The sequence below is a fragment of the Streptomyces sp. MAI_2237 genome (assembly GCF_054189285.1).
The window spans coordinates 1,521,299-1,545,034 of sequence record NZ_JAJPGQ010000003.1 but is presented as its reverse complement, the minus strand read 5'-3'; the positions used below and the strand labels follow the sequence as shown (position 1 = coordinate 1,545,034).

General features: G+C 72.9%; 24 protein-coding genes. 8 read left to right on the top strand and 16 right to left on the bottom strand.

Going from position 1 to position 23,736, the window contains the following annotated elements:
* Positions 1–120: 120 nt before the first annotated feature.
* Positions 121–1,515 (bottom strand): FG-GAP and VCBS repeat-containing protein, encoded by a 1,395-nt coding sequence (locus LN251_RS17575; protein ID WP_458245228.1) that lies wholly within the window; start codon positions 1,513–1,515, stop codon positions 121–123.
* 156 nt (positions 1,516–1,671) lie between these two features.
* Here LN251_RS17575 and LN251_RS17570 point away from each other — a divergent pair, with 156 nt between their 5' ends.
* On the top strand, positions 1,672–2,328 hold the full coding sequence (locus LN251_RS17570) for a hypothetical protein (protein WP_458245227.1): 657 nt from the start codon (positions 1,672–1,674) through the stop codon (positions 2,326–2,328).
* Here the strand turns inward: LN251_RS17570 and LN251_RS17565 are convergent.
* Positions 2,252–3,301, bottom strand: a complete 1,050-nt coding sequence (locus LN251_RS17565) for an LCP family protein (RefSeq protein WP_458245226.1) — start codon at positions 3,299–3,301, stop codon at positions 2,252–2,254. The two genes, LN251_RS17570 and LN251_RS17565, sit on opposite strands and share 77 nt — an antisense overlap.
* Before the next feature lie 157 nt (positions 3,302–3,458).
* Complete coding sequence (locus tag LN251_RS17560) at positions 3,459–4,517, bottom strand: LacI family DNA-binding transcriptional regulator (protein ID WP_458245225.1); 1,059 nt, start codon at positions 4,515–4,517, stop codon at positions 3,459–3,461.
* A 131-nt stretch (positions 4,518–4,648) separates the two neighbouring features.
* On the opposite strand from LN251_RS17560, the gene LN251_RS17555 reads away from it, so the two are divergent.
* From LN251_RS17555 to LN251_RS17545, 3 genes are all read left to right on the top strand, one after another.
* Positions 4,649–6,949, top strand: a complete 2,301-nt coding sequence (locus tag LN251_RS17555; RefSeq protein ID WP_458245224.1) for a beta-xylosidase/alpha-l-arabinosidase — start codon at positions 4,649–4,651, stop codon at positions 6,947–6,949.
* A 34-nt stretch (positions 6,950–6,983) separates the two neighbouring features.
* On the top strand, positions 6,984–7,691 hold the full coding sequence (locus LN251_RS17550) for a DUF4253 domain-containing protein (protein ID WP_458245223.1): 708 nt from the start codon (positions 6,984–6,986) through the stop codon (positions 7,689–7,691).
* A gap of 269 nt (positions 7,692–7,960) precedes the next feature.
* The gene (locus tag LN251_RS17545; protein WP_458245222.1) at positions 7,961–8,293 is read left to right on the top strand and encodes a hypothetical protein; all 333 of its coding nucleotides are present in this window, start codon (positions 7,961–7,963) and stop codon (positions 8,291–8,293) included.
* 24 nt (positions 8,294–8,317) lie between these two features.
* On the opposite strand, the gene LN251_RS17540 is transcribed toward LN251_RS17545, so the two are convergent.
* The 5 genes from LN251_RS17540 to tsaB all read right to left on the bottom strand — a co-directional run bounded on the left by LN251_RS17540 (position 8,318) and on the right by tsaB (position 11,784).
* Complete coding sequence (locus LN251_RS17540) at positions 8,318–8,842, bottom strand: hypothetical protein (protein WP_458245221.1); 525 nt, start codon at positions 8,840–8,842, stop codon at positions 8,318–8,320.
* A 450-nt stretch (positions 8,843–9,292) separates the two neighbouring features.
* Positions 9,293–9,550, bottom strand: coding sequence for a hypothetical protein (locus LN251_RS17535; RefSeq protein WP_458245220.1), 258 nt, complete (start codon positions 9,548–9,550; stop codon positions 9,293–9,295).
* Positions 9,547–10,632 (bottom strand): tRNA (adenosine(37)-N6)-threonylcarbamoyltransferase complex transferase subunit TsaD, encoded by a 1,086-nt coding sequence (gene tsaD / locus LN251_RS17530; protein ID WP_458245219.1) that lies wholly within the window; start codon positions 10,630–10,632, stop codon positions 9,547–9,549. Before tsaD ends, LN251_RS17535 begins: the two co-directional genes overlap by 4 nt.
* On the bottom strand, positions 10,625–11,131 hold the full coding sequence (rimI, locus tag LN251_RS17525; protein ID WP_058923738.1) for a ribosomal protein S18-alanine N-acetyltransferase: 507 nt from the start codon (positions 11,129–11,131) through the stop codon (positions 10,625–10,627). Before rimI ends, tsaD begins: the two co-directional genes overlap by 8 nt.
* A complete protein-coding gene (gene tsaB, locus LN251_RS17520; RefSeq protein WP_404154121.1) occupies positions 11,128–11,784 on the bottom strand; it encodes a tRNA (adenosine(37)-N6)-threonylcarbamoyltransferase complex dimerization subunit type 1 TsaB in 657 nt (218 codons plus the stop codon). The genes rimI and tsaB overlap by 4 nt, the downstream gene beginning before the upstream one ends.
* Before the next feature lie 114 nt (positions 11,785–11,898).
* On the opposite strand from tsaB, the gene LN251_RS17515 reads away from it, so the two are divergent.
* The gene (locus LN251_RS17515) at positions 11,899–12,453 is read left to right on the top strand and encodes a hypothetical protein (protein WP_458245218.1); all 555 of its coding nucleotides are present in this window, start codon (positions 11,899–11,901) and stop codon (positions 12,451–12,453) included.
* Positions 12,454–12,478: 25 nt separating this feature from the next.
* Here the strand turns inward: LN251_RS17515 and LN251_RS17510 are convergent, their stop codons facing one another.
* The 7 genes from LN251_RS17510 to LN251_RS17480 form a co-directional block, all read right to left on the bottom strand.
* Positions 12,479–12,631, bottom strand: a complete 153-nt coding sequence (locus tag LN251_RS17510; protein WP_203237691.1) for a hypothetical protein — start codon at positions 12,629–12,631, stop codon at positions 12,479–12,481.
* 138 nt (positions 12,632–12,769) lie between these two features.
* Positions 12,770–13,282 carry a tRNA (adenosine(37)-N6)-threonylcarbamoyltransferase complex ATPase subunit type 1 TsaE gene (gene tsaE, locus LN251_RS17505; protein ID WP_458245217.1) on the bottom strand — a complete coding sequence of 171 codons (513 nt, stop codon included), beginning with the start codon at positions 13,280–13,282 and terminating at the stop codon, positions 12,770–12,772.
* Complete coding sequence (locus tag LN251_RS17500; RefSeq protein ID WP_458245216.1) at positions 13,248–14,489, bottom strand: alpha/beta fold hydrolase; 1,242 nt, start codon at positions 14,487–14,489, stop codon at positions 13,248–13,250. The genes tsaE and LN251_RS17500 overlap by 35 nt, the downstream gene beginning before the upstream one ends.
* 91 nt (positions 14,490–14,580) lie before the next feature.
* Positions 14,581–15,759, bottom strand: a complete 1,179-nt coding sequence (alr, locus tag LN251_RS17495) for an alanine racemase (protein WP_458245215.1) — start codon at positions 15,757–15,759, stop codon at positions 14,581–14,583.
* A gap of 46 nt (positions 15,760–15,805) precedes the next feature.
* Complete coding sequence (locus LN251_RS17490) at positions 15,806–16,729, bottom strand: L,D-transpeptidase family protein (RefSeq protein WP_458245214.1); 924 nt, start codon at positions 16,727–16,729, stop codon at positions 15,806–15,808.
* A 114-nt stretch (positions 16,730–16,843) separates the two neighbouring features.
* Positions 16,844–18,316 (bottom strand): NAD(P)H-hydrate dehydratase, encoded by a 1,473-nt coding sequence (locus LN251_RS17485; RefSeq protein WP_458245213.1) that lies wholly within the window; start codon positions 18,314–18,316, stop codon positions 16,844–16,846.
* A 57-nt stretch (positions 18,317–18,373) separates the two neighbouring features.
* Positions 18,374–18,745, bottom strand: a complete 372-nt coding sequence (locus LN251_RS17480) for a holo-ACP synthase (protein ID WP_458245212.1) — start codon at positions 18,743–18,745, stop codon at positions 18,374–18,376.
* 209 nt (positions 18,746–18,954) lie between these two features.
* On the opposite strand from LN251_RS17480, the gene LN251_RS17475 reads away from it, so the two are divergent.
* Positions 18,955–19,101, top strand: a complete 147-nt coding sequence (locus tag LN251_RS17475) for a hypothetical protein (RefSeq protein WP_458245211.1) — start codon at positions 18,955–18,957, stop codon at positions 19,099–19,101.
* Positions 19,102–19,748: 647 nt separating this feature from the next.
* On the opposite strand, the gene glmS is transcribed toward LN251_RS17475, so the two are convergent.
* Positions 19,749–21,596 carry a glutamine--fructose-6-phosphate transaminase (isomerizing) gene (gene glmS / locus LN251_RS17470; RefSeq protein ID WP_058923748.1) on the bottom strand — a complete coding sequence of 616 codons (1,848 nt, stop codon included), beginning with the start codon at positions 21,594–21,596 and terminating at the stop codon, positions 19,749–19,751.
* Between the two features lie 166 nt (positions 21,597–21,762).
* Between glmS and coaA the strand changes: the two genes are divergently transcribed.
* Together coaA and LN251_RS17460 are read left to right on the top strand one after the other, a co-directional pair.
* A complete protein-coding gene (gene coaA / locus LN251_RS17465) occupies positions 21,763–22,731 on the top strand; it encodes a type I pantothenate kinase (protein ID WP_458245210.1) in 969 nt (322 codons plus the stop codon).
* 16 nt (positions 22,732–22,747) lie between these two features.
* Complete coding sequence (locus LN251_RS17460) at positions 22,748–23,686, top strand: DUF389 domain-containing protein (protein WP_458245209.1); 939 nt, start codon at positions 22,748–22,750, stop codon at positions 23,684–23,686.
* Positions 23,687–23,736 lie beyond the last annotated feature (50 nt).

Here is a 23,736-nt window from a genome sequence, read left to right as displayed (position 1 = left end):
CACGAAAAGTCATCTTGCCTGGCCTAGAGGCCAGTTGGGCTGGGCGGGCGGGACGAGCCACCCACCCATTCCTTGCAGAAGCGTCTCGGAGCCCGAGCCCCGAAGCTCAAGTCGCCGGGGCTACCCGAGTTCGCCCCCGAACGCCGCCTTCGTGTACGGGGCGCCGATCGACCTGGGGCCGAGGACCAGGGCCGCGTCCGTCACGATTCCGGTCGGGCGGCCGCGCAGGGACCAGACCGCGCCGTTGCCGCCGTCCTCGCCGACGGCCGCCGCCGCCAGGTCGGCGAAGCCGTTGCCGTTGATGTCGAGCAGGGCGACGGACGCGCCGAAGGTGTCGCTGAGTTCCGCCTTGCCCGGGACGCCGGGGGTGTTCTGGGTGAACGACTGGGCGCCCTTGCCCGTCAGGCCGGACCTGGCGCCGTAGAGGACGTCGACGGCGCCCGCGTTGTCGTCGTAGCCGAGTTCCTTGCCGGGGACGCCGACGGCGAGGTCGTCGATGTGGTCGCCGTTGACGTCTCCGGCGGAGAGGGCCTGGCCGAAGCGGAAGACGGAGTCGCCGGTGCCGGGCACGCCGGGGGTGTCCTCGGTGAACGTCTTCCAGGTGTCGCGGGGCCCGAGACCCGAGGCGGAGCCGTACGCCACCGTGACCGCCGAGTCGTACACGGCGCCGACGGCGAGGTCGTCGTAGCCGTCGCCGTTGAGATCGCCGAAGGCGAGGCCGCCGTCGGTGTCGGGGGCGGCCGCGGAGGCGAGGCCCGACGCGGAGCCGGTGTAGAACCTGACGCCGTAGCTGCCGTCGCCCTCGTAGATGCTCAGCGCCAGGTCGTCGCGGCCGTCGCCGTTCACGTCTCCCGTGGCGCCGTCCCGGACGTCGTAGTACTTCAGGTGGTCGGCGTCCAGGGGCGTCTCGGTGCCGTGTCGTCCGGAGCGGGTGAAGGGGCCCTTCCAGACGGCGGCGGTGCTGCCGTTCGGGTCGTCGCCCCCCGCCGGGCGGGTCCGGAACAGGGCGAGGTCCAGCCTGCCGTCGCCGTCGAAGTCGCCGGTCTGGGTGTTGGTGGCGGGGACCGACCGCGCGCCGGCACCGCTCAGGCCGTGCGGGCCGCCCCAGAGGATCACCGCGTCGGTCTTCCCGGCGCGGTTGCCGACGACCAGGTCGGCGTAGCCGTCGCCGTCGAGGTCGCCGCGGGAGAGCTGGGTGCCGAAGCCCTCGCCGGTGGCGGCGCCGCCCGGGACCCCGTTGGTGGAGCGGCTGATGACGGCCCGTCGGCTCGCGGACAGGCCGTGCGGGCCGCCGTACAGGACCGCCACGTAACCGGCCCCGGCGTGACCGGAGACGGTGGCTTTCACGGCCCCGACGGCGAGGTCGGCGTAACCGTCGCCGTTGAAGTCGTTCCGCACGGGCGCCGCTGTCGCCGCCTCCGCCCGGCTCAGCTCCTGCGGCGGTGCCACGCCGAGCGCGACCAGGCCCGCGACGATCGGTACCGCCCAACGACCGGACACAGAAAGGGAAAACACCGGGAGACCTCCTGGTTACGGTGACACGACGGAAGACTCACCAGGGGGCGCGGGGGTTGTAACGGCGCACTCCCACAAGGCAGTTCGCGCCCTGCCCGACCGGCCTCCCCGTCAGTACGTTCGCAGGATCTGTCATCGCCCGAGGGGAGCGCAGCGATGAGCGAACTGGGCCGGTGCGTCGAGCACTTGAGGCGTTCTCTCCGCGAGGCCCGCGATCAGCGGCACCCCGCGGACGCCGTGCCGCTCAAGGTCACCGGGGTCATCGAGGACCTCGTCCACCTCGCCAAGGCGGCCCAGGGCGAGGCGTTCCTGGCGAACCGCAGGGCCTATCGGTTCTCGTACGAGGAGTACGCGGCCGGCCTGCGAGCCCCCACAGCGGCGGACCGGCAGGCCTACCGCCGCGCACACGGCAACCTCCTCGACGAGGCCGAGGCCCTGGTCCGGGAGCTCCTGGCGCACCGCCTCCCGCCCGGGACCTTCCGTGAGGGATGCGGCGCGACGGGCGAGGAGAAGGCCGTCGCCCTCGGGTTGGAGACCGCCTCCTGCATCTCCCTGCCGGACGCGCGGCGGGCCGCACGGCACGGCGGCAAGGAGATCGAGGCGGCCATCAAGGTGGGCCAGTATCTGCTGGGTCCCGCCCCCCTCACGCTGGCGCACGGCGTCACGCAGGTCGTGGGCGACGCGGTGAGGAGCGTCGGCGAGCGGAGGCTGCGGGATCTTCTTCAGGCGCCGTCCCTCACCGCAGCGACTTCCACAGCCGCCCGGCCGCCGGTTCCCTCGCCACCACCCGGTTGGGGTCCGACGGGGCCGTGACGACCGGCATCATCACCGTTCTGACCTGGGCAGAGGACAGGCCCTTCAGGCTCTCGCCCAGGCCCACCAGTTCGCTCAGGGAGTCCAGGCCGGTGTCGGTGGTCAGGCTGCCGGTGACGGCGTCGGCGACGTCGTAGAGCTTGGCGGGGCTGGTGAACAGGCTCGTCGAGGCGATCCGGTCCAGCAGGGCTTTCACCAGCTTCTGCTGCAGGCCGATGCGGCCCAGGTCGCTGCCGTCGCCTATGCCGTGCCGGGTGCGGGCGAGCGCCAGGGCCTGCTTGCCGTTCAGGTGATGGGTGCCGGCCGCGAGGTGCAGATGGCTGTCGTCGTCGTCGATGTCCTCGTCGGTGGTGACGGTGACCCCGCCGAGCGCGTTCACCAGCTTCGCGAACCCGGAGAAGTCGATCTCGACATAGCGGTCCATGCGGATGCCGGTGATCGACTCGACCGTCTTCACCGCGCAGACCGGCCCGCCCACCGAGTACGCACTGTTGAACATCGCGTTGTACGCCACCGTCGTCGAGCCGCCCGACGTCAGCGGGCACGACGGACGCGTCACCAGGGTGTCGCGCGGGATGCTGACGACGGTCGCCTTCTTCCGGCCCGAGTCGATGTGCACCACCATCGCCGTGTCGGACCGGGCGCCGGAACTGCTGCCCCCGCCGAGCGCCTGGTTCTGCTTGCCGCTGCGCGAGTCCGACCCCAGCACAAGGATGTTCAGGGACCCGGAGGGCAGCGGGGAGGCCGAGACGGAGGCCGACGGGGGCGTCACCGCCTTCGCCGGGCGGTCGTCGCCGAGGGCCTGGTTGATGTCGACGCTCTTGATGTTGTCGTCCAGGTGCCAGTACGCCAGTCCGGCCGCCCCGACGCCGAGCACCAGCAGGCCCGCCGCCGTGAGGCAGGCGATCTTCACTACGGCCGATCGCCGGCCCTTGGATCTGCCCGCCCCGCCACTGTCCACGTGTCCCGTCACGGACAGGAACGTAAGTCCGAATTATTAGGAGATTGTTAGCAGCGATCCCCCGAGGCGGTTTTCTTCGGAGAATCTCAGGTTTCTCAGATCGGTTCTCAGGAGCCGTTGCGGGCTTACGAAAGTTTCGGTCAGGCAACCGACCGGCTTCGGAGGGGTGTCACGCGGGTGCCGCCGTGCTGCTGCGCACCACCAGGCTCGTCGCCAGCTCCACCCGCGTCGCCACCGGCGGCTGGTCCTCGCGCCCGAGGTCGAGCACCAGCTTGGCGGCCGCCTCGGCCATCTCCATCAGCGGCTGCCGTACGGTCGTCAGCGGCGGCCCGACCCAGCGCGCGACCGGCAGGTCGTCGAAGCCGACCACGCTCAGGTCCTCGGGGATGCGCAGCCCCAGCTCGCGCGCGGCCTCGTACAGGCCGAGCGCCTGGAGGTCGTTGAGGGCGAAGACGGCGGTGGGCCGGTCCGGGCGGCGCAGCAGCTCCAGTCCCTGCCGGTAGCCGGCCTCGTGGTGGAAGTCGCCGGTCACGATGAGCGCCGGGTCGACCGGCAGGCCGGCGGTCTCCAGGGCGGCGCGGTAGCCGTCGACGCGCGCGCGGCTGCACATCATGCGGGAGGGGCCGGTGATGGCGCCGATGCGGGTGTGGCCGAGCTCGATCAGGTGCCGGGTGGCGGCGAGGCCGCCCTGCCAGTTGGTCGCGCCGATGGACGGCACGTCGACGCCCGGGTCGCCGGCCGGGTCCATCACGACGAACGGGATGGAGCGACTGGTCAGCAGCGCCCGCTGGGACTCGTCGAGGCCGGAGAGCACCAGGACCACCCCGTGCGGGCGGCGGGCGGCGACCTGGTCGGCCCACGTCCGGCCGGGCGTCAGCCGCCCCGCGCTCTCGCTGAGCACCACGCTGAGCCCGGTGTCCCGGGCGACGTTCTCCACACCGCGGATGACCTCCATCGCCCAGGCGCTCTCCAGCTCGTGGAAGACCAGGTCGAGAAGGGGCGAGCGGCTGGCCTCGGCCCGTCGGCGCCGGTAGCCGTGCGCGCGCAGCAGGTCCTCCACGCGGCTGCGGGTGGCCGGGGCCACGTCCGCCCGGCCGTTGAGGACCTTCGAAACTGTCGGCGCGGAGACGCCGGCCTCGCGGGCGATCTCGGCGAGCGTCGCGGTCTGCGCCGATCGGCCGGTCGGCGCGCTTGTCGTCCGGGTTTCAAGGGGCTCCGGGGGTGTCATGGCGGCGATCGTATCCCTGCGCGACCTCTTGACGAACCCTTCTCACCCGCCTAGGTTCCCGGAACATTCGAAGTGAGCATCGAAACATTCGCGAGAGGGACATCCCCGCCTCGACCAAGAGCAGGAGTTTCATGACCACCGCCCCCTGGCGTGACCCCGCCCTGCCGGCCGCCGTCCGCGTCGACGACCTCCTCTCCCGGATGACCCTTCAGGAGAAGACCGCACAGCTCTACGGCGTGTGGGTGGGCGCCGACACGGACGGCGACGGGGTCGCCCCGCTGCAGCGCGAGATGACCGCCGAGTACGACTGGGACGAGCTGATCACCCACGGCCTGGGCCAGCTCACCCGCCCCTTCGGCACCGCCCCGGTGGACCCGGCGCTGGGCGCGCAGGCACTGGCCCGCGCCCAGCGCCGTATCGCCGCCGCGGGCCGCTTCGGCATTCCCGCGCTCGCGCACGAGGAGTGCCTGGCCGGCTTCACCACCTGGCGGGCCACCGCCTACCCGGTGCCGCTCGCCTGGGGCGCGAGCTTCGACCCCGCGCTGGTCGAGGAGATGGGGACCGCCATCGCCCGCGACCTTCGCTCGGTGGGCGTCCACCAGGGTCTCGCCCCCGTCCTGGACGTCGTACGCGATCCGCGCTGGGGCCGGGTGGAGGAGACCATCGGCGAGGACCCGTACCTGGTCGGGACGGTCGGCACCGCGTATGTGCGGGGGCTGGAGTCGGCCGGGATCGTCTCCACGCTCAAGCACTTCGCCGGGTACGCGTCCTCGGCGGGCGCCCGCAACCTCGCGCCGGTGCGGGCGGGCGTGCGGGAGTTCGCCGACGTCACGCTGCCGCCCTTCGAGATGGCGGTACGGGAGGCGGGGGCGCGCTCGGTGATGGCCGCGTACAACGACACCGACGGCGTCCCGGCCTCGGCGGACCCGGGTCTGCTGACCGAGCTGCTGCGCGAGAGGTGGGGCTTCACCGGCACGGTCGTCGCCGACTACTTCGGCGTCGGCTTCCTGCAGACCCAGCACCGGGTCGCCGGCAGCGAGGCGGAGGCGGCCCACGCGGCGCTCGCGGCGGGCCTGGACGTCGAGCTGCCGACCCTGAAGTGCTACGGCACCCCGCTCGTGGAGGCCGTGCGGGCGGGCGAGATCCCCGAGTCCCTGATCGACCGGGCGGCCCGCCGGGTCCTGCTGCAGAAGTGCGAGCTGGGCCTGCTGGACGAGGACTGGAACCCCGACCCCGCCGAGCGCATCGACCTCGACTCGGCGTCGAACCGGGCGATCGCCCGGCGGCTGGCGGAGGAGTCGGTGGTCCTGCTGGACAACCCCGACGGCATCCTGCCGCTGGCCCCCGACACCCGGATCGCGGTCGTCGGCCCACGAGCCGCCGACGCCCTCGCCATGCTGGGCTGCTACTCCTTCCCCTCGCACGTCCTCACCCACCACCCCGGGGTGCCGATGGGCATCGAGATCCCCACGGTCCTCGAAGCCCTGCGGACCGAACTGCCCGACGCCAAGGTCACGTTCGCCGAGGGATGCGGGGTCGACGACCCCGGCACCGGCGGCTTCGAGGAGGCGGTGGCGCGGACCGCCGAGGCGGACGTGTGCGTGGCGGTGCTGGGCGACCGGGCGGGGCTGTTCGGGCGGGGCACCTCTGGCGAGGGCTGCGACGTCACGGACCTGCGGCTGCCCGGCGTCCAGGCCGACCTGCTGGACTCCCTGGTGGCCACCGGCGTCCCGGTCGTCCTCGTCCTGCTGACCGGCCGGCCGTACGCGCTCGGGCGCTGGGACGGGCGGCTGGGCGCGGTCGTCCAGGCCTTCTTCCCGGGGGAGGAGGGCGGCCCGGCGGTGGCGGGAGTGCTGTCGGGCCGCGTCAACCCCTCGGGCCGGCTGCCGGTGAGCGTGCCGCGCGAGCCGGGCGGCCAGCCCTGGACGTACCTCCAGCCGCCGTTGGGTCTCGCGGGCGAGGTCAGCAACCTGGACCCGACCCCGCTGTACCCCTTCGGCCACGGCCGCTCGTACACGGCCTTCACCTGGGACTCCGACTCCACCGGCGCGGAGATCGGCACGGACGGCTCCTACGACGTCTCGGTGACGGTCCGCAACACGGGCGAGCGCGCGGGCACGGAGGTCGTCCAGCTCTACCTGCACGACCCGGTGGCGTCGGTGGTCCGCCCGGACGTCCGCCTGATCGGCTACCACCGCCTGGACCTGGACCCGGGCGAGTCCACCCGCCTCACCTTCCACTTCCACGCCGACCTGTCGTCCTTCACGGACCGTTCAGGCCGCCGCGCGGTCGAACCGGGCGCGCTGGAACTACGTCTGGCGGCATCGAGCGCAGACATCCGCCACACGACCCGCCTGACCCTCACCGGCCCGGCCCGCGAACTCGGCCCCGACCGCCGACTCCGTTGCGAGGTGAGCACGTCACGGCCGTAGGGGCGTTGTCAGTGGCGCCGCGTAGATTCCGGCCATGGATGCCACGTCACTGCCGGCCGCCCTGCCACCGGGCCGGATCGTCGAGTCGTACGGCCGCTCGGGTCGTCTCGTGTGGATGAGCGACCGCAAGCTGTGGGACGCACACGAGTGGTGGCGGCGGCTGTACGCCGACCGGGCGCACACCGGGTTGTATCCCGTGCTGCTCGAATACACAGAGGACAGGCACGAGTTCAACGTCGGCGGTGGGGTCCCGGTCGACGCCGCCGCGTACTTCCGGGACGCGTGGGAGCCGCAGTCCTGGCCGTCCTTCCCTGCGTGGCCCGGCCTGGCCGCACCGGCCGCCACCGGGGCCGAGCCCGACGCGTGCGCGGGCGAGGCGGCGGCCGCGGTCGTCCGCGAGGACCGGGCCCGCTGTCTGGCGCTGGTGCAGGCCGAGCGGGGTGCGGACGTTCCGGTCGTGCTCAACTGGACCGGCATGGGAAACCACATGGACAAGGACGAGCTGTCGGGCGTGCTGCGCTCCTGGGAGGACCGCTTCGGTGCCCGTCTCGTCGGCCTCGGTCACGCGGACGTGTACCTGTCGGCGGCCGTCCCGCCGAAGGACCTCCACCAGGCCCACGTCCTGGCCGGCGAGCACTACCTGGCCTGCCCCGACTGGTTCCACAACAAGTTCGACGACTGGGAGAGCACCTATCCGGAGGAGCTCATGACCGCTCGGCAATGGCGCTTCTGGTGGGACTGAGGGGCCGCTGGGCCTCCACGGACCGCTCACAAGCGAGGGAAGGCTGATCGGGCGGGCCGGAGCTACGGTGAGGAGGGCGCCGTGGGGACGAGGGAACGATGGTCCGGTACGTGCATCACGAGCTGTGGGCTGCGGCGCTCGTCCTCGCAGGGGTCGCCCTCGGCCGGCTGTCGACCCGCGCCACGGGGCAGGACCCGTGACCTGCCGGTGCCGACAGGAGCCCTCGGGATACAGGTCTGCTTCGCGCTCGGCTGCCTCGTGCAGCGACCGTGCTGCAGGCGTCCCGGCTGAAGTGGGTGGGCCGGGCGCGGGAGTTCGAGGCCGCCGCACGGATGCCGGGCAACGACGGGCGTCCCCGCCGCGCCGCCTTCACCCCCCGCATGCTCGGCCTGTTGCTGCTGCCGGCCCTGTGCGTGTTCGTCATCAGGGACACCGGCGTCGTCGTGGTGCTCCTGGCGCTGGGCCTGGACTGGCTCGGCAGGGCGGTGGCAGGCGCCGGCTGGGAACACGGCAACGACCGCCGCCTGTGGCCGGCCCCCGACCCCGGCCCACCACAGCGCCTCTCACACGCACCCACCGACCCGTCCCCCGCGGGCGATTGACGGGCCGCCCACCGGAGGTGCTCTCTACCAGAAGAGAATCCGGAACCGCCCGCCCCGGAAGATGTAGCGGGCATAGAAGCCGCTCGCTACGGCGACCAGCGCGCTCAACAGGAAATTCCCGACGTCCCCCTTCGCCAGCCAGGACACCGTGGCGACGGCAGCCAGCACGGCGATCACGCACCAGAAGCCACCGAACAGGGCACGGGATGCGGTCTCCCGCACACCGAGCGGGGCAGCAGGCGGCCGCGCGGGCATGGGCACCGGTGGCCCGTAGCCCGGTGGTGCCATCGGGGCGGGTCCTGCCGAGGGACGGGGTGGTGCGAGCGGCATGGGCGGCGCGCCCGTCGGTGACGGGGGGAGCGGCGGGGTCCGCGGCTCGTAGCCCAGCTTTTGGAACAGGTCGGGCCCGGGCCGGGGCGACGTACGGTGTCCGCAGCCACGGCAACCGCGGCCCAGTTCCAGCTTGTTGAACTGCCGGCAGTCTGGGCGCAGGCAGGTCGGCTGTCCGGGGCGGGCCTCGGTGGGCCCGTAGGTGATGTCGTCGGTCATGGCGGCGCCCTCCCCTACTCGCCGTGGACCAGCAAGAACGCGCCGGCGATCACCGGCCAGGCTCTGTCCTTCACGGAGAAGACTTCGTGGACACCCCAATGCATGATGAATCCCCCTCTGCCAGAACGCGTGTCGAAACGGGCGTCAGAACTGGTTCCTCGACGCCGCCGACGTCACGGAGTGCGTCAGAATCCGGACAGCCTCGACTGCCGTCTCACCCACGTGCATCGGCCCCCAGCCCTCTCCCCCGGTAGGCATGCGCCGGCCGTCGTACCACTCGAACCGTCACGGGACGGAATCGGCTAGAAGGCGCATACCGAGATTGGGGAATGTATCCATCCGAACAGAGGACGTTCAGGAGAAGTCGTCCAGCTTTACACAAGTGAGATATGTAACAGCCTGGATAGGCTTACGACATATACCGCACATGTCCGTGACGGTCGGGCGACCTCAGTCCGTGCCGACCGACTCGAACCGCCAGCGGTGTACCGGGCGGGTCACCAACTCGACCGGTGGCTCGGGGAGTTCCGGGAGGGCGGCGTCGTAGGGGGCGTCCCACCAGGTGATGACGAGGACGCGGTCCTGGGGGGCGCGGAAGGTCTCGCGGCGCAGCGGGGCCGCGCCGAGGTTCTGCCGCTGGGCCCAGGCGAGCAGGTCCCCGCCCCGTCCCTCGACGGCCCGCGCCTCCCACATCAGCGCGACCGTCACGAGTACCGGTTCTCCTTGCTGACCTCGTGCACGTGGTCGTGTCCCGGCACGTGGGTCTCGGTCACCGGCAGCGACGAGTCCGCCGACAGGTCCCAGCTCGACGCCGCACGGCCCCGGGCGACCATCTCCGCGCCGAGCGCGGCCACCATCGCGCCGTTGTCGGTGCACAGCTTCGGCCGCGGCACCCGCAGCCGGATGCCGGCCGCCTCGCACCGCTCCTGCGCCAGCGCCCGCAGCCGCGAGTTGGCGGCCACGCCACCGCCGATCATCAGGTGGTCGACGCCCTCGTCCTTGCAGGCCCGTACGGCCTTGCGGGTCAGCACGTCCACGACCGCCTCCTGGAAGGACGCCGACACGTCCCGCACCGGCACCTCCTCCCCCGCCGCCCGCTTCGCCTCGATCCAGCGGGCCACGGCCGTCTTCAGACCGGAGAAGGAGAAGTCGTACGCCGGGTCGCGCGGGCCGGTCAGGCCGCGCGGGAAGGCGATGGCCTGCGGGTCGCCCTCGCGCGCGTAGCGGTCGATGACCGGGCCGCCGGGGAAGCCGAGGTTCAGCACGCGCGCGATCTTGTCGAAGGCCTCGCCGGCCGCGTCGTCGATGGTCGCGCCGAGCGGGCGGACGTCGGAGGTGATGTCCGTCGACAGCAACAGCGAGGAGTGCCCGCCGGAGACCAGCAGCGCCATCGTCGGCTCGGGCAGCGCGCCGTGCTCCAGCTGGTCGACGCAGATGTGCGAGGCGAGGTGGTTGACGCCGTAGAGGGGCTTGCCGAGCGCGTAGGCGTACGCCTTGGCCGCCGTGACGCCGACGAGGAGGGCGCCCGCGAGGCCGGGGCCGGCGGTCACCGCGACGCCGTCGAGGTCGCGGGCGCTGACCCCCGCATCCTTCAGCGCGCGCTCGATCGTCGGGACCATCGCCTCCAGATGCGCGCGGCTCGCCACCTCCGGGACGACTCCGCCGAACCGGGCGTGCTCGTCGACGCTGGAGGCGACTGCGTCGGCCAGCAGGGTGGTGCCGCGCACGATGCCGACGCCGGTCTCGTCGCAGGAGGTCTCGATGCCGAGGACGAGAGGTTCGTCAGCCATGGATCTCGGTTCCTTGTACGGAAGTGGATGGGTCGGTCAGTCGCATCACCAGGGCGTCCACGTTGCCCGGCTGGTAGTAGCCGCGGCGGAACCCGATGGCCTCGAAGCCGAAGCGCTCGTAGAGCTTCTGGGCGCGGACGTTGTCGATCCGGCACTCCAGCATGACCTCGGCGCACTCGAACGCGGTCGCGGCCCGCAGCAGCTCGGTCAGCAGCAGCCCGCCGAGGCCGGTGCCCCAGTGGTCGCGGCGGACGGCGATGGTCTGGATGTCGGCCAGGTCCCCGGAGGAGGCGAGGCCCGCGTAGCCGACGATCCGCTCGGCGTCCTCGGCGACGACGTAGCGGCGCGTCGCCTCGGGGCCGCGCGCGTGGGCGAGCTCCGACCAGAACATGCCCCGGGACCAGGCGTCCTCGGGGAAGAGGTCCTTCTCCAGCTCCAGCACGGGATCGATGTCCCACCAGCGCATCTCACGCAGACGAGGAGTCACGGCGTCGGTCACTTGGGGGTGACCACCTTGTAGTTCTTGGGGACCTGGGCGTCGGGTCGGCGCAGGTACAGCGGCCGCGGGGCGGGCAGTTCCTCGCCCGCGGCCAGCTTCTCGGCGGCCAGCCGCGCCAGCGCCGCTGCGGACACGTGCTCCGGCTCGTGCGCGACCGGGAAGGTGTCCGGGTACAGCAGCGCGCCCGCGCCGACGGCCGGCAGCCCGGCCACCTGGTCGGCGATGTCGGCGGGCCGGTCCACGGCCGGGTCGGTCAGCCGGGTGCGGGAGTCGGCGTACCGCGCCCAGTAGACCTCTTTGCGCCGGGCGTCGGTCGCCACGACGAAGGGGCCCTCGTCGATGTCGGCCGCGAAGGCCAGCCCGTCCAGCGTGCACACGCCGTGCACGGGGACACCGAGGACGAGCCCGAAGGTGTCCGCGGTCATCAGGCCGACGCGCAGCCCGGTGTAGGGGCCGGGCCCGATGCCCACGACGACGCCGGTGACGGCGTCCAGCGTGAGCCCGGCCTCGGCGAGGACGCGGTCGACGGCCGGCAGCAGCAGCTCTCCGTGCCGGCGCGCGTCCACCTGGCTCGACGAGGCGATGACGTCGTGGCCGTCGTGCAGGGCGACGGTGACGGCTGGGGTGGCGGTATCCAGAGCGAGCAAGAGCACGCAAACAGCGTACGGCGGTTTGGGGCACGGCATTGCCGCCCGGGCGAGGCACCTTCGTGCTGCTACGGTCGCCGGGAAGCACGGCGTACGAGGCGATGGGTCAGGTGGGCGACGGTGGCGAACGGCAGCTCCGGATTCGTGTTCGGGCTCACCGCGGCGGCCCTCGCGGCCGTCGGCGCACTGGCCTACCAGGCATCGGCGACGGTCCCGGCGGACTTCGGCAAGCCGCGGGCGAGCGCCTCGGCGGCACCGGCCGCCTCGAAGGCGCCCCGCGTCGAGCGGGACCCGACGGCCCTGCCCACCGGTTCCGGCACGGGTCCGCGGGTCGTGTACTCCGTGGGCGGCGACCGGGTGTGGCTGCTCGGCAAGCGCGACAGGATCGTCCGGACGTTCAAGGTCACCGCGGGCACCGTCGACCCGGTGCCGGGCGCCTACACGGTCACGTCCCGCTCGAAGTCCGTCACCGGCACCGACGGCACCCCCATCGAGCACGTCGTCCGCTTCGCGAGCGTGGACGGCGTGGCCGTGGGCTTCAGCGCGGCGGTGCGGGAGCCGAAGTCGGCGCCGGACCCGGGCGTGCGCACGGGCGGCATCCGCGAGTCCCGCGCGGACGGCACGGCGATGTGGGAGTTCGCGACGATCGGCGTGAACGTCGTGGTGGTCCCGTAGACCGTCCGCGGTGCTCCGCCGGTTTTCAGGCGGCTCTGCGGTGTCCGGCCGTCCCGGGGTCGGGCAGGCGCGGCGGGGTGGAGATCGCGGTCGCGGCGGCGCAGGACGCGAGCAGCTCGCGCATGGGAACCGCGGGCATCACGCGCGGCGGCTTCTCGTCTCGTTCCCTGGCCGGCATGGACGCCTCCTGACGTGCGGGGGCAGGCGTAGTTAGGTAGACCTAACCGCGAGCTGGATACCATGTGACCACGAGCGCGACACCGAAAGCAACATTTTGCCGACGGCTTGTCGGAACGTTCACGGGAAAAACCGGCCGCTACGCGGCGAGCACGCTCAGGTCCACCGCGGCCCAGCGCTCCCCCACCCCGGTCACCGTCACATGGCGCACCTCGTCCGCGGTGTCCCCGACGGCGCGGTGGATGACGACGTGCAGCCGGTCCTCGGTCAGCTCCTCGACCTTGCCCTCGCCCCACTCCACGACGATCACGGACTCGGGCAGCGAGACGTCGAGGTCCAGGTCCTCCATCTCGTCCAGTCCGCCGCCCAGCCGGTAGGCGTCGACGTGGACCAGCGGCGGCCCGTCGCCCAGGGACGGGTGCACGCGGGCGATGACGAAGGTGGGCGAGGTCACGGCGCCCCGCACCCCCAGCCCCTCGCCCAGTCCCCGGGTGAGGGTGGTCTTGCCGGCGCCGAGCTCCCCGTTGAGCATCAGGAGGTCACCGGCGCGCAGCAGCTTGGCCAGGCGGCGGCCCAGGTCCTGCATCTGCTCGGGGGAGGTGACCGTCAGCCGGGTCTCAACCGGGTTGTGCGGTGCTGCTGGTGCTTCCATAGCCACCCACGGTAGCCCCTGCGGGCACGGCACCCGCACGGGTGAGCAGGTCGGCGAGCCGGTCGGTGACCACTTCCGGGTGCTCCAGCATCACCAGGTGCCCGGCGTCCGGGACCAGCACCAGCTCGGCGTCCGGCAGCAGGTCGGCGATGGCCTCGCTGTGCTCGCTGGGCGTGACCAGGTCGCCGATGCCGGCCAGCACCAGCACCGGCATGTCCGTGAAGTGGACGAGCGCCTCGGTCTTGTCGTGGTCGTTGAACGCCGGGTAGTACTCGGCGACCACGTCGATCGGCGTGGCCTCGATCATCCGCTCGGCGAACCGCACGATGGCCGGGTCGACGTCCCGGGAGGCGAACGAGTAGCGCTTGATGATCCCGGCGAACAGGTCGGCGGTGGCCCGCCGCCCCCGCTCCACCAGCGCGGCCTGCTGCCCGAGCGCCTTCAGCACGCCGGGCAGCACCCGCCGTACGGCGTTCACGCCCGCGACCGGCAGCCCGAAGTTGACCTCGCCGAGCCGCCCGGACGACGTGCCGACGAACGCGGTGGCGACGACGCGGTCCCGGATCAGCTCCGGGTACTGGTCGGCCAGGGCCATCACGGTCATCCCGCCCATGGAGTGCCCGACCAGCACGATCGGCCCGGTCGGCACGGCGGCGTCGATGACGGCCTTGAGGTCCCGCCCGAGCTGCTCGATGTCGACGGGCACCCCGTCCTGCGTCTGCCGCACGCCCCGCCCGGACCGGCCGTGGCTGCGCTGGTCCCAGTGCACCGTCCGTACGACACCTCTCAGGGCCGCGCGCTGGAAGTGCCAGGAGTCCTGGCTGAGGCAGTAGCCGTGGCTGAAGACGACGGTGACGGGAGCGGGTGCCTTCCGGCCGAACAGCCGTCTGCGGCGCGGGCCGAGCGCGGGCACGGCGTCGGGGTCGACGTCGTCGACCTCGTAGTACAGCTCGGTGCCGTCGTCGGCGTACGCCTTGCCGGGCGTGCCGCGCAGCGCGCCGTACGGACCCGCCGAGTCGAGGGCGAGCCGCGCCTTCTTGCGCATCCCGCGCCCCACGGTGAGCCGCTCGATGGCGACGCCGGCCGCGGCGCCCGCCGCGACCACGCCTATCGCCGCGCCCGCGATGCCCGTGGCACGGCGCCAGTTCCCGGCCGCCCCCGCGGCGGAGGCGACGGCCGCGACGGCCTCCGCGCTGCTCTCGCTCACGTACCGCTCCTCTGTCGCCGGAATGCTGTTCGCCGGATCGGGTGACGCCGGTGCCGCAGGACCTGCCGGTGCCGTGCTGTCGGCAGGTCCCTCAGCGGGTTACCCCGTCCTGTTCCTCATTCACATAGACGCGGGGAACACGGGTTCCGATGCGTGTGACGATCTCGTACGCGATGGTTCCCGCGGCCTGCGCCCAGTCCTCGGCGGTCGGCTCGCCGCGGTCGCCCGGCCCGAAGAGCACCGCCTCCGCGCCGACCGGCGGCTCGTCCCCGCCCAGGTCCACGACGAACTGGTCCATCGCGATCCGCCCCGCGACCGTCCGCCACTTGCCCCCGACCAGCACCGGGCCGTTCCCCGAGGCGTGCCGGGGGATGCCGTCCGCGTACCCGAGGGGCACGAGGCCGAGGGTGGTACGGCCGGGGGTGACGTAATGATGCCCGTAACTGACGCCGTGACCCCCGGGAACGTGCTTCACCAGCGCGAGGTTCGCCGAGAGCGTCATCACCGGCCGCAGTCCGAAGTCGGCCGGGGTGCCGAGCTCGGGGCTGGGCGAGATGCCGTAGAGCGCGATCCCGGTGCGCACCAGGTCGAAGTGGGAGTCGGGGACGGTGAGCGTGGCCGGGGAGTTCGCGATGTGCCGCACCTCCGGCCGGACGCCCTGTTCCTCCGCGTACCCGACCATGTCGCGGAAGAGGGCGAGCTGGGCGGCGATGGAGGGGTGCCCCGGTTCGTCGGCGCAGGCGAAGTGGGACCACAGCCCGGTGATCCGCAGCACACCCTCGGCCTCGGCCCGCAGAGCCCCGGCGACCAGTTCCTCCCAGTCCCGGCCCGGCTGACAGCCGTTGCGGCCCAGCCCGGTGTCGGCCTTGAGCTGCACGCGGGCCGGAATCCCGGCCGCCCGCGCCGCGGCCGTGACCTCGGCCAGCGCCCACATCCCGCTCACCGACACGTCGATGTCGGCCTCGACGGCCTCCCGCCAGGGCCCGCCCGGCGTCCACAGCCAGCACATGATGCGCCCCGGCAGGCCAGCCCGGCGCAGCGTGAGGGCCTCCTCGGGCGTGGCGGTCCCCAGCCACCCGGCTCCGGCCTCGACGGCAGCCCGGGCGCACCGCACGGCCCCATGGCCGTAGGCCTCGGACTTGACCACGGCCATGAGCTGCGCCCCGGGCGCGAGGGCGCGCAGGGTCCGCACATTGGCGCGCAGGGCCGCCAGATCGATCTCGGCACGGGCGCGCAGGGGCGCGGTCGGGGCAGACACAGTCTCAGTCATGGCGCCCCCAGTGTCTCAGAGGGCGCCGGGAGCACCGGGGCCCCGTCTACGCGCCGGGCCTGTGGCCCCACACGTACACCCGGTCGCCCTTCTTCAGCACGCCCCACAGCTTGCGGGCGTCGGCGAGGCGGAGGTTGACGCAGCCCCAGGAGCCGACGGTGGTGTAGATGGTGCCGTAGACCGCGTGGAAGGCCTGGCCGCCGTCGAAGAACTGGGCGTAGGGCATCGGCGAGTTGTAGAGCGTGGACCAGTGGTTCTTGTGCCGCCAGTAGATGGTGTGCCAGCCGGCCCGGGTGCGGTGCCCGGCCCGGCCGCTCCGCATCGGCACGGGCCCGAAGACGACCTTTTGGCCCTTCTGCACCCAGGTCAGCTCCCGGTTGAGATCGACGCAGGCGACCCGGTAGGCCCGCACCGGGCACCTCCCGGCGGCGTTGGGGTTCTCGCGCGCCCCGATGAGCTGCATGGTGGCCCAGGTCACAGGGCCCGCGAACCCGATCGCGGGCTTGATGCCGTGCGCGGCCTGGAAGGCGCGGATGGCCCGGCAGTCGGCGCCGGACTGCCGCCCGTCCGCCCGGAGCTTCAGCCACCGCTCCACGGCCCGCTGGTACGGCCCGGTGCGCTTGCTGCACGTGACCTTCTTGACCGCGTCCCCGAGGGGGACGTACCTGACGAGGTCGTACGTCCTCGGGGCCGCGCCCCTCGGTGCGACGGCGTCCTCCGCCGCGCTCGGCGCGTACACCTTCGGGGCGAGCACCTGGTCCGGGGTGCCGAGCCGCCAGGGCCGGGAGGGGCCCGGGGGCACGCCGGGGACCAGCTCGGCGTCTGCGGGGCCGGGCGCGGGGACCAGCGGGGCGGGGGCCGCGGGAGCGGCCGGGGCGGCAGCGGCGGGGAGGCCGGCGCCGGCGGACAGGGCGGTGGTCGCGGTGAGCAGCACCGCGACGCCTCGGTGGGCGATTCGTCGTCTGATCATCCCATCAGAGAAACGCGACGATACGGCCGATCGGGGATGCCGCGCGGCCGGGTCACCCTTATTGCGGAGCCGTGCCGCCGGGGTCGCCCTCCCGCCTCCCCGCGGCGCACCCGGTCACCTGCGTACGTCCCGCCAGGCCGCCGGGATCGCCTCCGCGACGTCGTGCGCCCCGGCCGGCGCGCCGTCCGCCGCGAACCGCCCGGCCAGGCCGTGCAGGTACGCCGCCACACTGCCCGCGTCCAGCGCCGACAGCCCCGAGGCCAGCAGCGACCCGGTGAGTCCCGACAGCACGTCCCCGCTGCCGGCGGTGGCCAGCCAGGACGTGCCGGTCGCGTTGACCCGTACGGGCGTACCCCCCGGGTCGGCGACGAGCGTGGTCGACCCCTTCAGCAGCACGGTCGCCCGGTACTTCGCCGCGAGCTCCCGCACCCACTTCAGCCGGGCCCCCTCGACCTCCTCGCGCGCGACGCCGAGCAGGGCGGCGGCCTCCCCGGCGTGCGGGGTCATGAGCGTGGGCGCACGCCGTTCCCGTACGACGTCCAGGTCGGCGAGCCGCAGCCCGTCCGCGTCGATCAGCACCGGTACGTCGGCCTCCAGCACCTCGGCGACGGTCCCGGCGTCGTCCCCGGCGCCGGGTCCGACCACCCACGCCTGCACGCGGCCGGCCTTGTGCGGCCCCTGGTCCGACACGAGCGTCTCGGGGAACCGGGAGACGACGGCGTTCCCGGCGGGCCCGACGTACCGGACGGCGCCCGCGCCGCCGCGCAGCGCACCGGAGACGGCGAGGACGGCGGCGCCCGGATACCTCGCCGAGCCGGCGGCGATCCCCACCACTCCGCGCCGGTACTTGTCGCTCTCGGCGCCGGGAGACGGCAGCAGCGCGGCCACATCGGCGTGCTGCAGGGCCTCCAGTTCGGGCCGCGCGGGCAGCACCTCGTCCAGCCCGATGTCGACGAGCCGCACGGAACCGGCGTACTCGCGCGCGGGATCGATGAGCAGGCCGGGCTTGTGCGTGCCGAAGGTGACGGTGAGGTCGGCGCGGAGGGCGGCGCCGGGCACCTCCCCGGTGTCGGCGTCGACGCCGCTGGGCAGGTCGACGGCGACGACGGGCGCCCCGGACTCGGCGACGACCCCGGCCAGCCGCTCCGCCTCCGGCCGCAGTCCGCCCGTGCCGCCGATGCCGACGATGCCGTCGAGGACGAGGTCCGCGCGCAGGATCGCCTCCTCCACCCGGTCGACGCCCGCGGCCGCGGCGGATCCGGTGCCGCTCGCGGCCCCCACGACCCGCCCGCCGGCCCGCCGCAATGCGCCGAGCCCTCCGGCGTGCACGCGCTCGGGCGTCAGCAGTACGGCCGCGACCGCCGCCCCGCGCCGGGCGAGCCGCGCACCGGCGTACAGGGTGTCGCCCCCGTTGTCCCCGCTCCCGACGAGCAGCACGACCCTGCTGCCGTAGACCCGCCCGAGCAGTTCGGCCGACGCGGAGGCGAGCCCCGCCGCGGCCCGCTGCATCAACGCGCCTTCCGCAACCCGCGCCATGAGCTCCCGCTCGGCACCCCTGACCGTCTCCACGCAGTACGCAGTACGCATACGCCCGAGTCTGCCCCGAACCCCGCGCCACCCGCACCCGCCCCACCCGGAACGGACCTAGCCCTCCGCGATCACGACCGCCGACGCGACCCCCGCGTCATGGCTCAACGACACGTGCCAGGACCGCACACCCAGCTCCGCCGCCTTCGCCGCCACGGTTCCCTTGACCCGCAGCCGGGGCCGCCCGCTGTCCTCGACGTACACCTCGGCGTCGGTCCACAGCAGGCCGGCCGGTGCGCCCAGCGCCTTGGCGAGGGCCTCCTTGGCGGCGAACCGGGCGGCCAGCGAGGCGACCCCGCGGCGCTCCCCGCTCGGCAACAGCAACTCGTCCCGCGCGAAAAGCCGTTCGGCCATCCCGGGCGTACGCTTCAGCGACGCCTCGAACCGCTCGATCTCGGCCACGTCGATACCGACCCCGATGATGCTCATGACGAGCACCTTAGGGTGCCGGTCGGCCCCCGCCGGGACCACGTACTTCGCCACCCTTACCGCGTACGCCGACGCGCTGCCGCAGAAGCAGGACGCGGCACTCGGCGGCTTCGTCGACGTCTTCGCCCGGCTGCGCGCGGCTGCGCGCGGGCCGCGTCGAGCCGGCCGAACTCGACTCCGCGCGAGGCAAGTTGCTGAGGCGCTACGACGTGCCCGACCTCGGCGCGGCCCTGCTGCCGTCGTACGCGCACAGCCTGCTGCTCGGCCACCGGCTGCTGACCCCCGAACGGCACCGGGCCGAGTCGGAGGCGGTGACCGTGGAGGACCTGCGCGAGGCCGCCCGCGAGGGCCTGTGACGGCGGGCTGCTCCAGGTGCCGACCCGCGGCGCCGAATGGGCGGGTGCGACCGCCGCGCCGCAGTACTCGCCGACCGGGGTGTCCGGCACCCTGCACCCCTCGCTGGAGGACGACGACGTCACGCTGGTCATCGGGGACACCGGCGTGACGCTGTCCCTGCCCGCCGGCCTGGTGACCGTCCGGTACGACGCCTGCGCCGCGATGACCACCCGCCCGGACGGGGCCCGGTACCTCACCGGCCTCGACGGCTTCCGCGTGGCCGTGGAACCCACCCTGTACGGTCCTGGACGCGGCCGTGCCCTGAGAGACGGTGGTCCCGCTGCCGGCCCGCAAGGAGGAGGAGATCCCGCGGCCGCGGCAGCGGAGGCCCGCTGCGCCGACCGCCGGGACCGAGGCCCCGGCGGTCAAGGGGAAGAGGGCCTGGAAGTGGTCCCTCGGGCTCCTGCTGATGCTGGGCGTGGACGTGGTGTTCGGGGCGGGTGTCCTGCTCACCGCCGTCCACCTGGCCGAGTCCTCCGCCCCGCAGTGGAACCGCCTTCTGCCCGCGGTCGTCCCGGGCATCCTGCTCGCGCGCATGACGTACCGGACGTACCTGAGCGCGAGCGGCGCCCCTGAACGCCGGCCGAAGGGCGACCTCGGGCGACGCCTACTCCACCGTCACCGACTTCGCCAGGTTGCGCGGCTGGTCCACCTCGTTGCCGCGGGCCGTCGCCAGTTCGCAGGCGAAGACCTGCAGCGGGACCGTCGCCACCAGGGGCTGCAGCAGCGTCGGTGTGACCGGGATGCGGATGAGGTGGTCGGCGTACGGCACCACCGCCTCGTCGCCCTCCTCCGCGATGACGATCGTCCGCGCGCCCCGGGCCCGGATCTCCTGGATGTTGGAGACGATCTTGTCGTGGAGGACGGAACGCCCGCGCGGTGACGGCACGACCACCACCACCGGAAGGTCCTCCTCGATGAGAGCGATCGGGCCGTGCTTCAGCTCCCCCGCCGCGAACCCCTCCGCGTGCATGTAGGCGAGCTCCTTCAGCTTCAGCGCGCCCTCCAGCGCCACCGGGTAGCCCACGTGCCGTCCCAGGAACAGCACCGTGTTCTTGTGGGCCAGGCCGCGCGCCAGCGCCCGCACCGGCTCCATGGTCTCCAGCACCCGCTCGACCTCGCCGGAGATCTGGGACAGGTCCCGGATGACGGCGGTGATCTCGTCGCCCCACTTGGTGCCGCGCACCTGCCCCAGGTACAGCGCCACCAGATAGCAGGCCACCAGCTGGGTCAGGAACGCCTTCGTCGAGGCGACCGCCACCTCCGGACCGGCGTGCGTGTACAGCACCGCGTCCGACTCCCGCGGAATCGTCGACCCGTTGGTGTTGCAGATCGCCAGCACCTTGGACCCCTGCTGCCGCGCGTGCCGCAGCGCCATCAGCGTGTCCATGGTCTCCCCGGACTGCGAGATGGCGATCACCAGCGAGCGCGCGCCCAGGATCGGGTCCCGATACCGGAACTCGCTCGCCAGCTCCACCTCGCACGGGATCCGCGTCCAGTGCTCGATGGCGTACTTGGCGATCAGCCCGGCGTGGAAGGCCGTACCGCACGCGACGATGACGACCTTGTCGACCTCGCGCAGCTCCGCGTCGGAGATCCGCACCTCGTCCAGGGTCAGCGAGCCCGCGGCGTCGATGCGCCCCAGCAGTGTGTCGGCGACCGCCTTGGGCTGCTCGGCGATCTCCTTGAGCATGAAGTAGTCGTAGCCGCCCTTCTCGGCGGCCGAGGCGTCCCAGTCGACGTGGTACGAGCGCACCTCGGCCGGACGCCCGTCGAAGCCGGTCACCGTCACCCCGTCGCGGCGCAGCTCCACGACCTGGTCCTGGCCCAGCTCGATCGCGGAACGCGTGTGCGCGATGAACGCGGCGACGTCGGAGGCCAGGAACGCCTCGCCCTCGCCGACGCCGACCACCAGCGGGGAGTTCCGGCGCGCCCCCACCACCCTGTCCGGCTCGTCGGCGTGCACCGCGACCAGCGTGAACGCCCCCTCCAGCCGCCGGCACACCAGCCGCATCGCCTCCGCCAGGTCCGCGCAGGAGGAGAACTCCTCCGCGAGCAGATGCGCGACAACCTCGGTGTCGGTCTCGGAGGCCAGCTCGTGCCCCCGCTCCTCCAGTTCGGCCCGCAGCACCGCGAAGTTCTCGATGATCCCGTTGTGGACGACGGACACTCGGCCCGCGTTGTCGAGATGGGGGTGGGCGTTGGCGTCGGTCGGTCCGCCGTGCGTGGCCCAGCGGGTGTGCCCGATGCCGGTGGAACCCGTCGGCAGCGGCCGGTCGACCAGCTCCTTCTCCAGGTTCACCAGCTTCCCGGCCTTCTTCGCGGCCGCCAGCCCGCCGTCCGCCAGCACGGCGACACCGGCCGAGTCGTAGCCCCGGTACTCCAGCCGCTTCAGTCCGGCCATCACGACATCCAGCGCCGACTGCGACCCCACGTATCCCACGATTCCGCACATGGGCGGCAGCCTACGGGCGAACCGGCGCCCGAAAGAGGCTCAGCGTGCCCGGATTCGGAAATTCCCACGGCCATACGAACCCCTGGCGAGAAAAGCGTGACGCACCCCACCCGCCATCGCGTTCAAACTCCGTTAACAATGGACTGTGATCTCTCCGGTCAACTCGATGCCCCGGAGCGCCCACCGGCGAGGGCCGGAGGCGACTCCCTACGTCGACCTCACGCGTTCCGAGTGGAGCGCGCTGCGGGACAAGACGCCGCTGCCGCTGACCGCCGAGGAGGTCGAGAAGGTACGCGGCCTCGGTGACGTCATCGACCTCGACGAGGTGCGGGACATCTACCTCCCGCTGTCCCGCCTCCTCAACCTGTACGTGGGCGCCACCGACGGCCTCAGAGGCGCCCTGAACACCTTCCTCGGCGAACAGGGCTCCCAGTCCGGCACCCCCTTCGTGATAGGGATCGCCGGCTCGGTGGCCTGCGGCAAGTCGACCGTCGCCCGGCTGCTGCAGGCCCTGCTCTCCCGGTGGCCCGAGCACCCGCGCGTCGAGCGCGTCACCACGGACGGCTTCCTGCTGCCGACCAGGGAGCTCCAGGCCCGCGGGCTGATGTCGCGGAAGGGGTTCCCCGAGTCCTACGACCGCCGGGCCCTGACCCGGTTCGTCGCCGACGTCAAGGCGGGCAAGGACGAGGTCACCGCGCCCGTCTACTCCCACCTCATCTACGACATCGTCCCGGGCGAGAAGCTCGTCGTCCGCCGGCCCGACATCCTGATCGTCGAGGGCCTGAACGTCCTCCAGCCCGCCCTGCCCGGCAAGGACGGCCGCACCCGCGTCGGCCTCGCCGACTACTTCGACTTCAGCGTGTACGTCGACGCGAGCGCCGAGGACGTCGAGAGCTGGTACCTCAACCGCTTCAAGAAGCTGCGCCAGACGGCCTTCCAGGACCCCAACTCGTACTTCCGCAAGTACACCCAGGTCTCCGAGGCGGAGGCCCTCCACTACGCCCGCACCCAGTGGCGCACCATCAACAAGCCCAACCTGGTGGAGAACATCGCCCCCACCCGCGGCCGCGCCACCCTGGTGCTGCGCAAGGGCCCGGACCACAAGGTGCAGCGGCTGCGGCTGCGCAAACTCTGACCGTTAGTCTGCGCCCATGCTGCACCTGCGCCTGATCACACCGTCCGACACGACGGACGACGTGGTCCGCCTGATCGAGAAGACGGTCGGCACCACGCACCTCGTCGTCGTCCCCGGCGCCGCCCGCAACCCCGCCGGGGACGTCGTGATGTGCGACGTGGCCCGGGAGGCGGGCGACGAACTCCTCAGCGGGCTGCAGAAGTTGGGCCTGGACCACACCGGTTCGATCGCCGTCGAGAACATCGACCTCTCGCTGTCCAGGCGGGCCGACAAGGCGGAGGCGGAGGCCCCGGGCGAGGGCGCGGACGCCGTCCTGTGGGAGCACCTGACCGACGCCACCCACGAGGAGTCGACGCTCTCCGCCACCTACCTCGCGTTCATCACGCTCGCCACGATGATCGCGGCCTGCGGTGTCGTCCTGGACAACGCGATCCTCATCGTGGGCGCGATGGCGGTCGGCCCGGAGTTCGGGCCCCTCGCCGGCATCTGCACGGCGATCGTGCAGCGCGCCCCGCGCCTGGCTCTGCGGTCACTGATAGCGCTGCTGGTGGGCTTCGCCGCGGCGATGCTGCTGACGGTCGGCTTCAGCCTGTTCATGGACGCGGTCGGCCTGTTCAGCGAGGCCCGGCTGGAGGCGGACCGGCCCAACACGGGCTTCATCTACGCGCCGGACTGGTTCTCGTTCGTGGTCGCGGTCCTCGCCGGCGCGGCGGGCACCCTCTCCCTGACCTCCGCCAAGTCGGGCGCCCTGGTCGGCGTCGCCATCTCGGTGACGACGGTCCCGGCCGCCGCCAACGCGGCGGTGGCCCTGATCTACAGCGACACCCACCAGGCCCTGCGTTCCTCGGAACAGCTCCTGCTGAACCTCCTGGGCATCGTCCTGGCAGGCACCCTGACCCTGCTCACCCAGAAGTGGCTCTGGTCCACACAACGAGGGAAGCGCAACGCCGTTTAAGGGGCGCGGGGAACTGCGCGATCAACCACGACGGCGCCGCAGCCCGCGAC

Bases quoted from the DNA above. Each gene is read 5' to 3' on its own strand.
- LN251_RS17570 (WP_458245227.1), top strand. From the start codon at position 1,672: ATGAGCGAACTGGGCCGGTGCGTCGAGCACTTGAGGCGTTCTCTCCGC.
- LN251_RS17560 (WP_458245225.1), bottom strand. From the start codon at position 4,517: ATGACACCCCCGGAGCCCCTTGAAACCCGGACGACAAGCGCGCCGACC.
- LN251_RS17555 (WP_458245224.1), top strand. From the start codon at position 4,649: ATGACCACCGCCCCCTGGCGTGACCCCGCCCTGCCGGCCGCCGTCCGC.
- LN251_RS17550 (WP_458245223.1), top strand. From the start codon at position 6,984: ATGGATGCCACGTCACTGCCGGCCGCCCTGCCACCGGGCCGGATCGTC.
- LN251_RS17540 (WP_458245221.1), bottom strand. From the start codon at position 8,842: ATGACCGACGACATCACCTACGGGCCCACCGAGGCCCGCCCCGGACAG.
- tsaD (WP_458245219.1), bottom strand. From the start codon at position 10,632: ATGGCTGACGAACCTCTCGTCCTCGGCATCGAGACCTCCTGCGACGAG.
- LN251_RS17510 (WP_203237691.1), bottom strand. From the start codon at position 12,631: ATGCCGGCCAGGGAACGAGACGAGAAGCCGCCGCGCGTGATGCCCGCG.
- tsaE (WP_458245217.1), bottom strand. From the start codon at position 13,282: ATGGAAGCACCAGCAGCACCGCACAACCCGGTTGAGACCCGGCTGACG.
- alr (WP_458245215.1), bottom strand. From the start codon at position 15,759: ATGACTGAGACTGTGTCTGCCCCGACCGCGCCCCTGCGCGCCCGTGCC.
- LN251_RS17490 (WP_458245214.1), bottom strand. From the start codon at position 16,729: ATGATCAGACGACGAATCGCCCACCGAGGCGTCGCGGTGCTGCTCACC.
- LN251_RS17485 (WP_458245213.1), bottom strand. From the start codon at position 18,316: ATGCGTACTGCGTACTGCGTGGAGACGGTCAGGGGTGCCGAGCGGGAG.
- LN251_RS17480 (WP_458245212.1), bottom strand. From the start codon at position 18,745: ATGAGCATCATCGGGGTCGGTATCGACGTGGCCGAGATCGAGCGGTTC.
- glmS (WP_058923748.1), bottom strand. From the start codon at position 21,596: ATGTGCGGAATCGTGGGATACGTGGGGTCGCAGTCGGCGCTGGATGTC.
- coaA (WP_458245210.1), top strand. From the start codon at position 21,763: ATGCCCCGGAGCGCCCACCGGCGAGGGCCGGAGGCGACTCCCTACGTC.
- LN251_RS17460 (WP_458245209.1), top strand. From the start codon at position 22,748: ATGCTGCACCTGCGCCTGATCACACCGTCCGACACGACGGACGACGTG.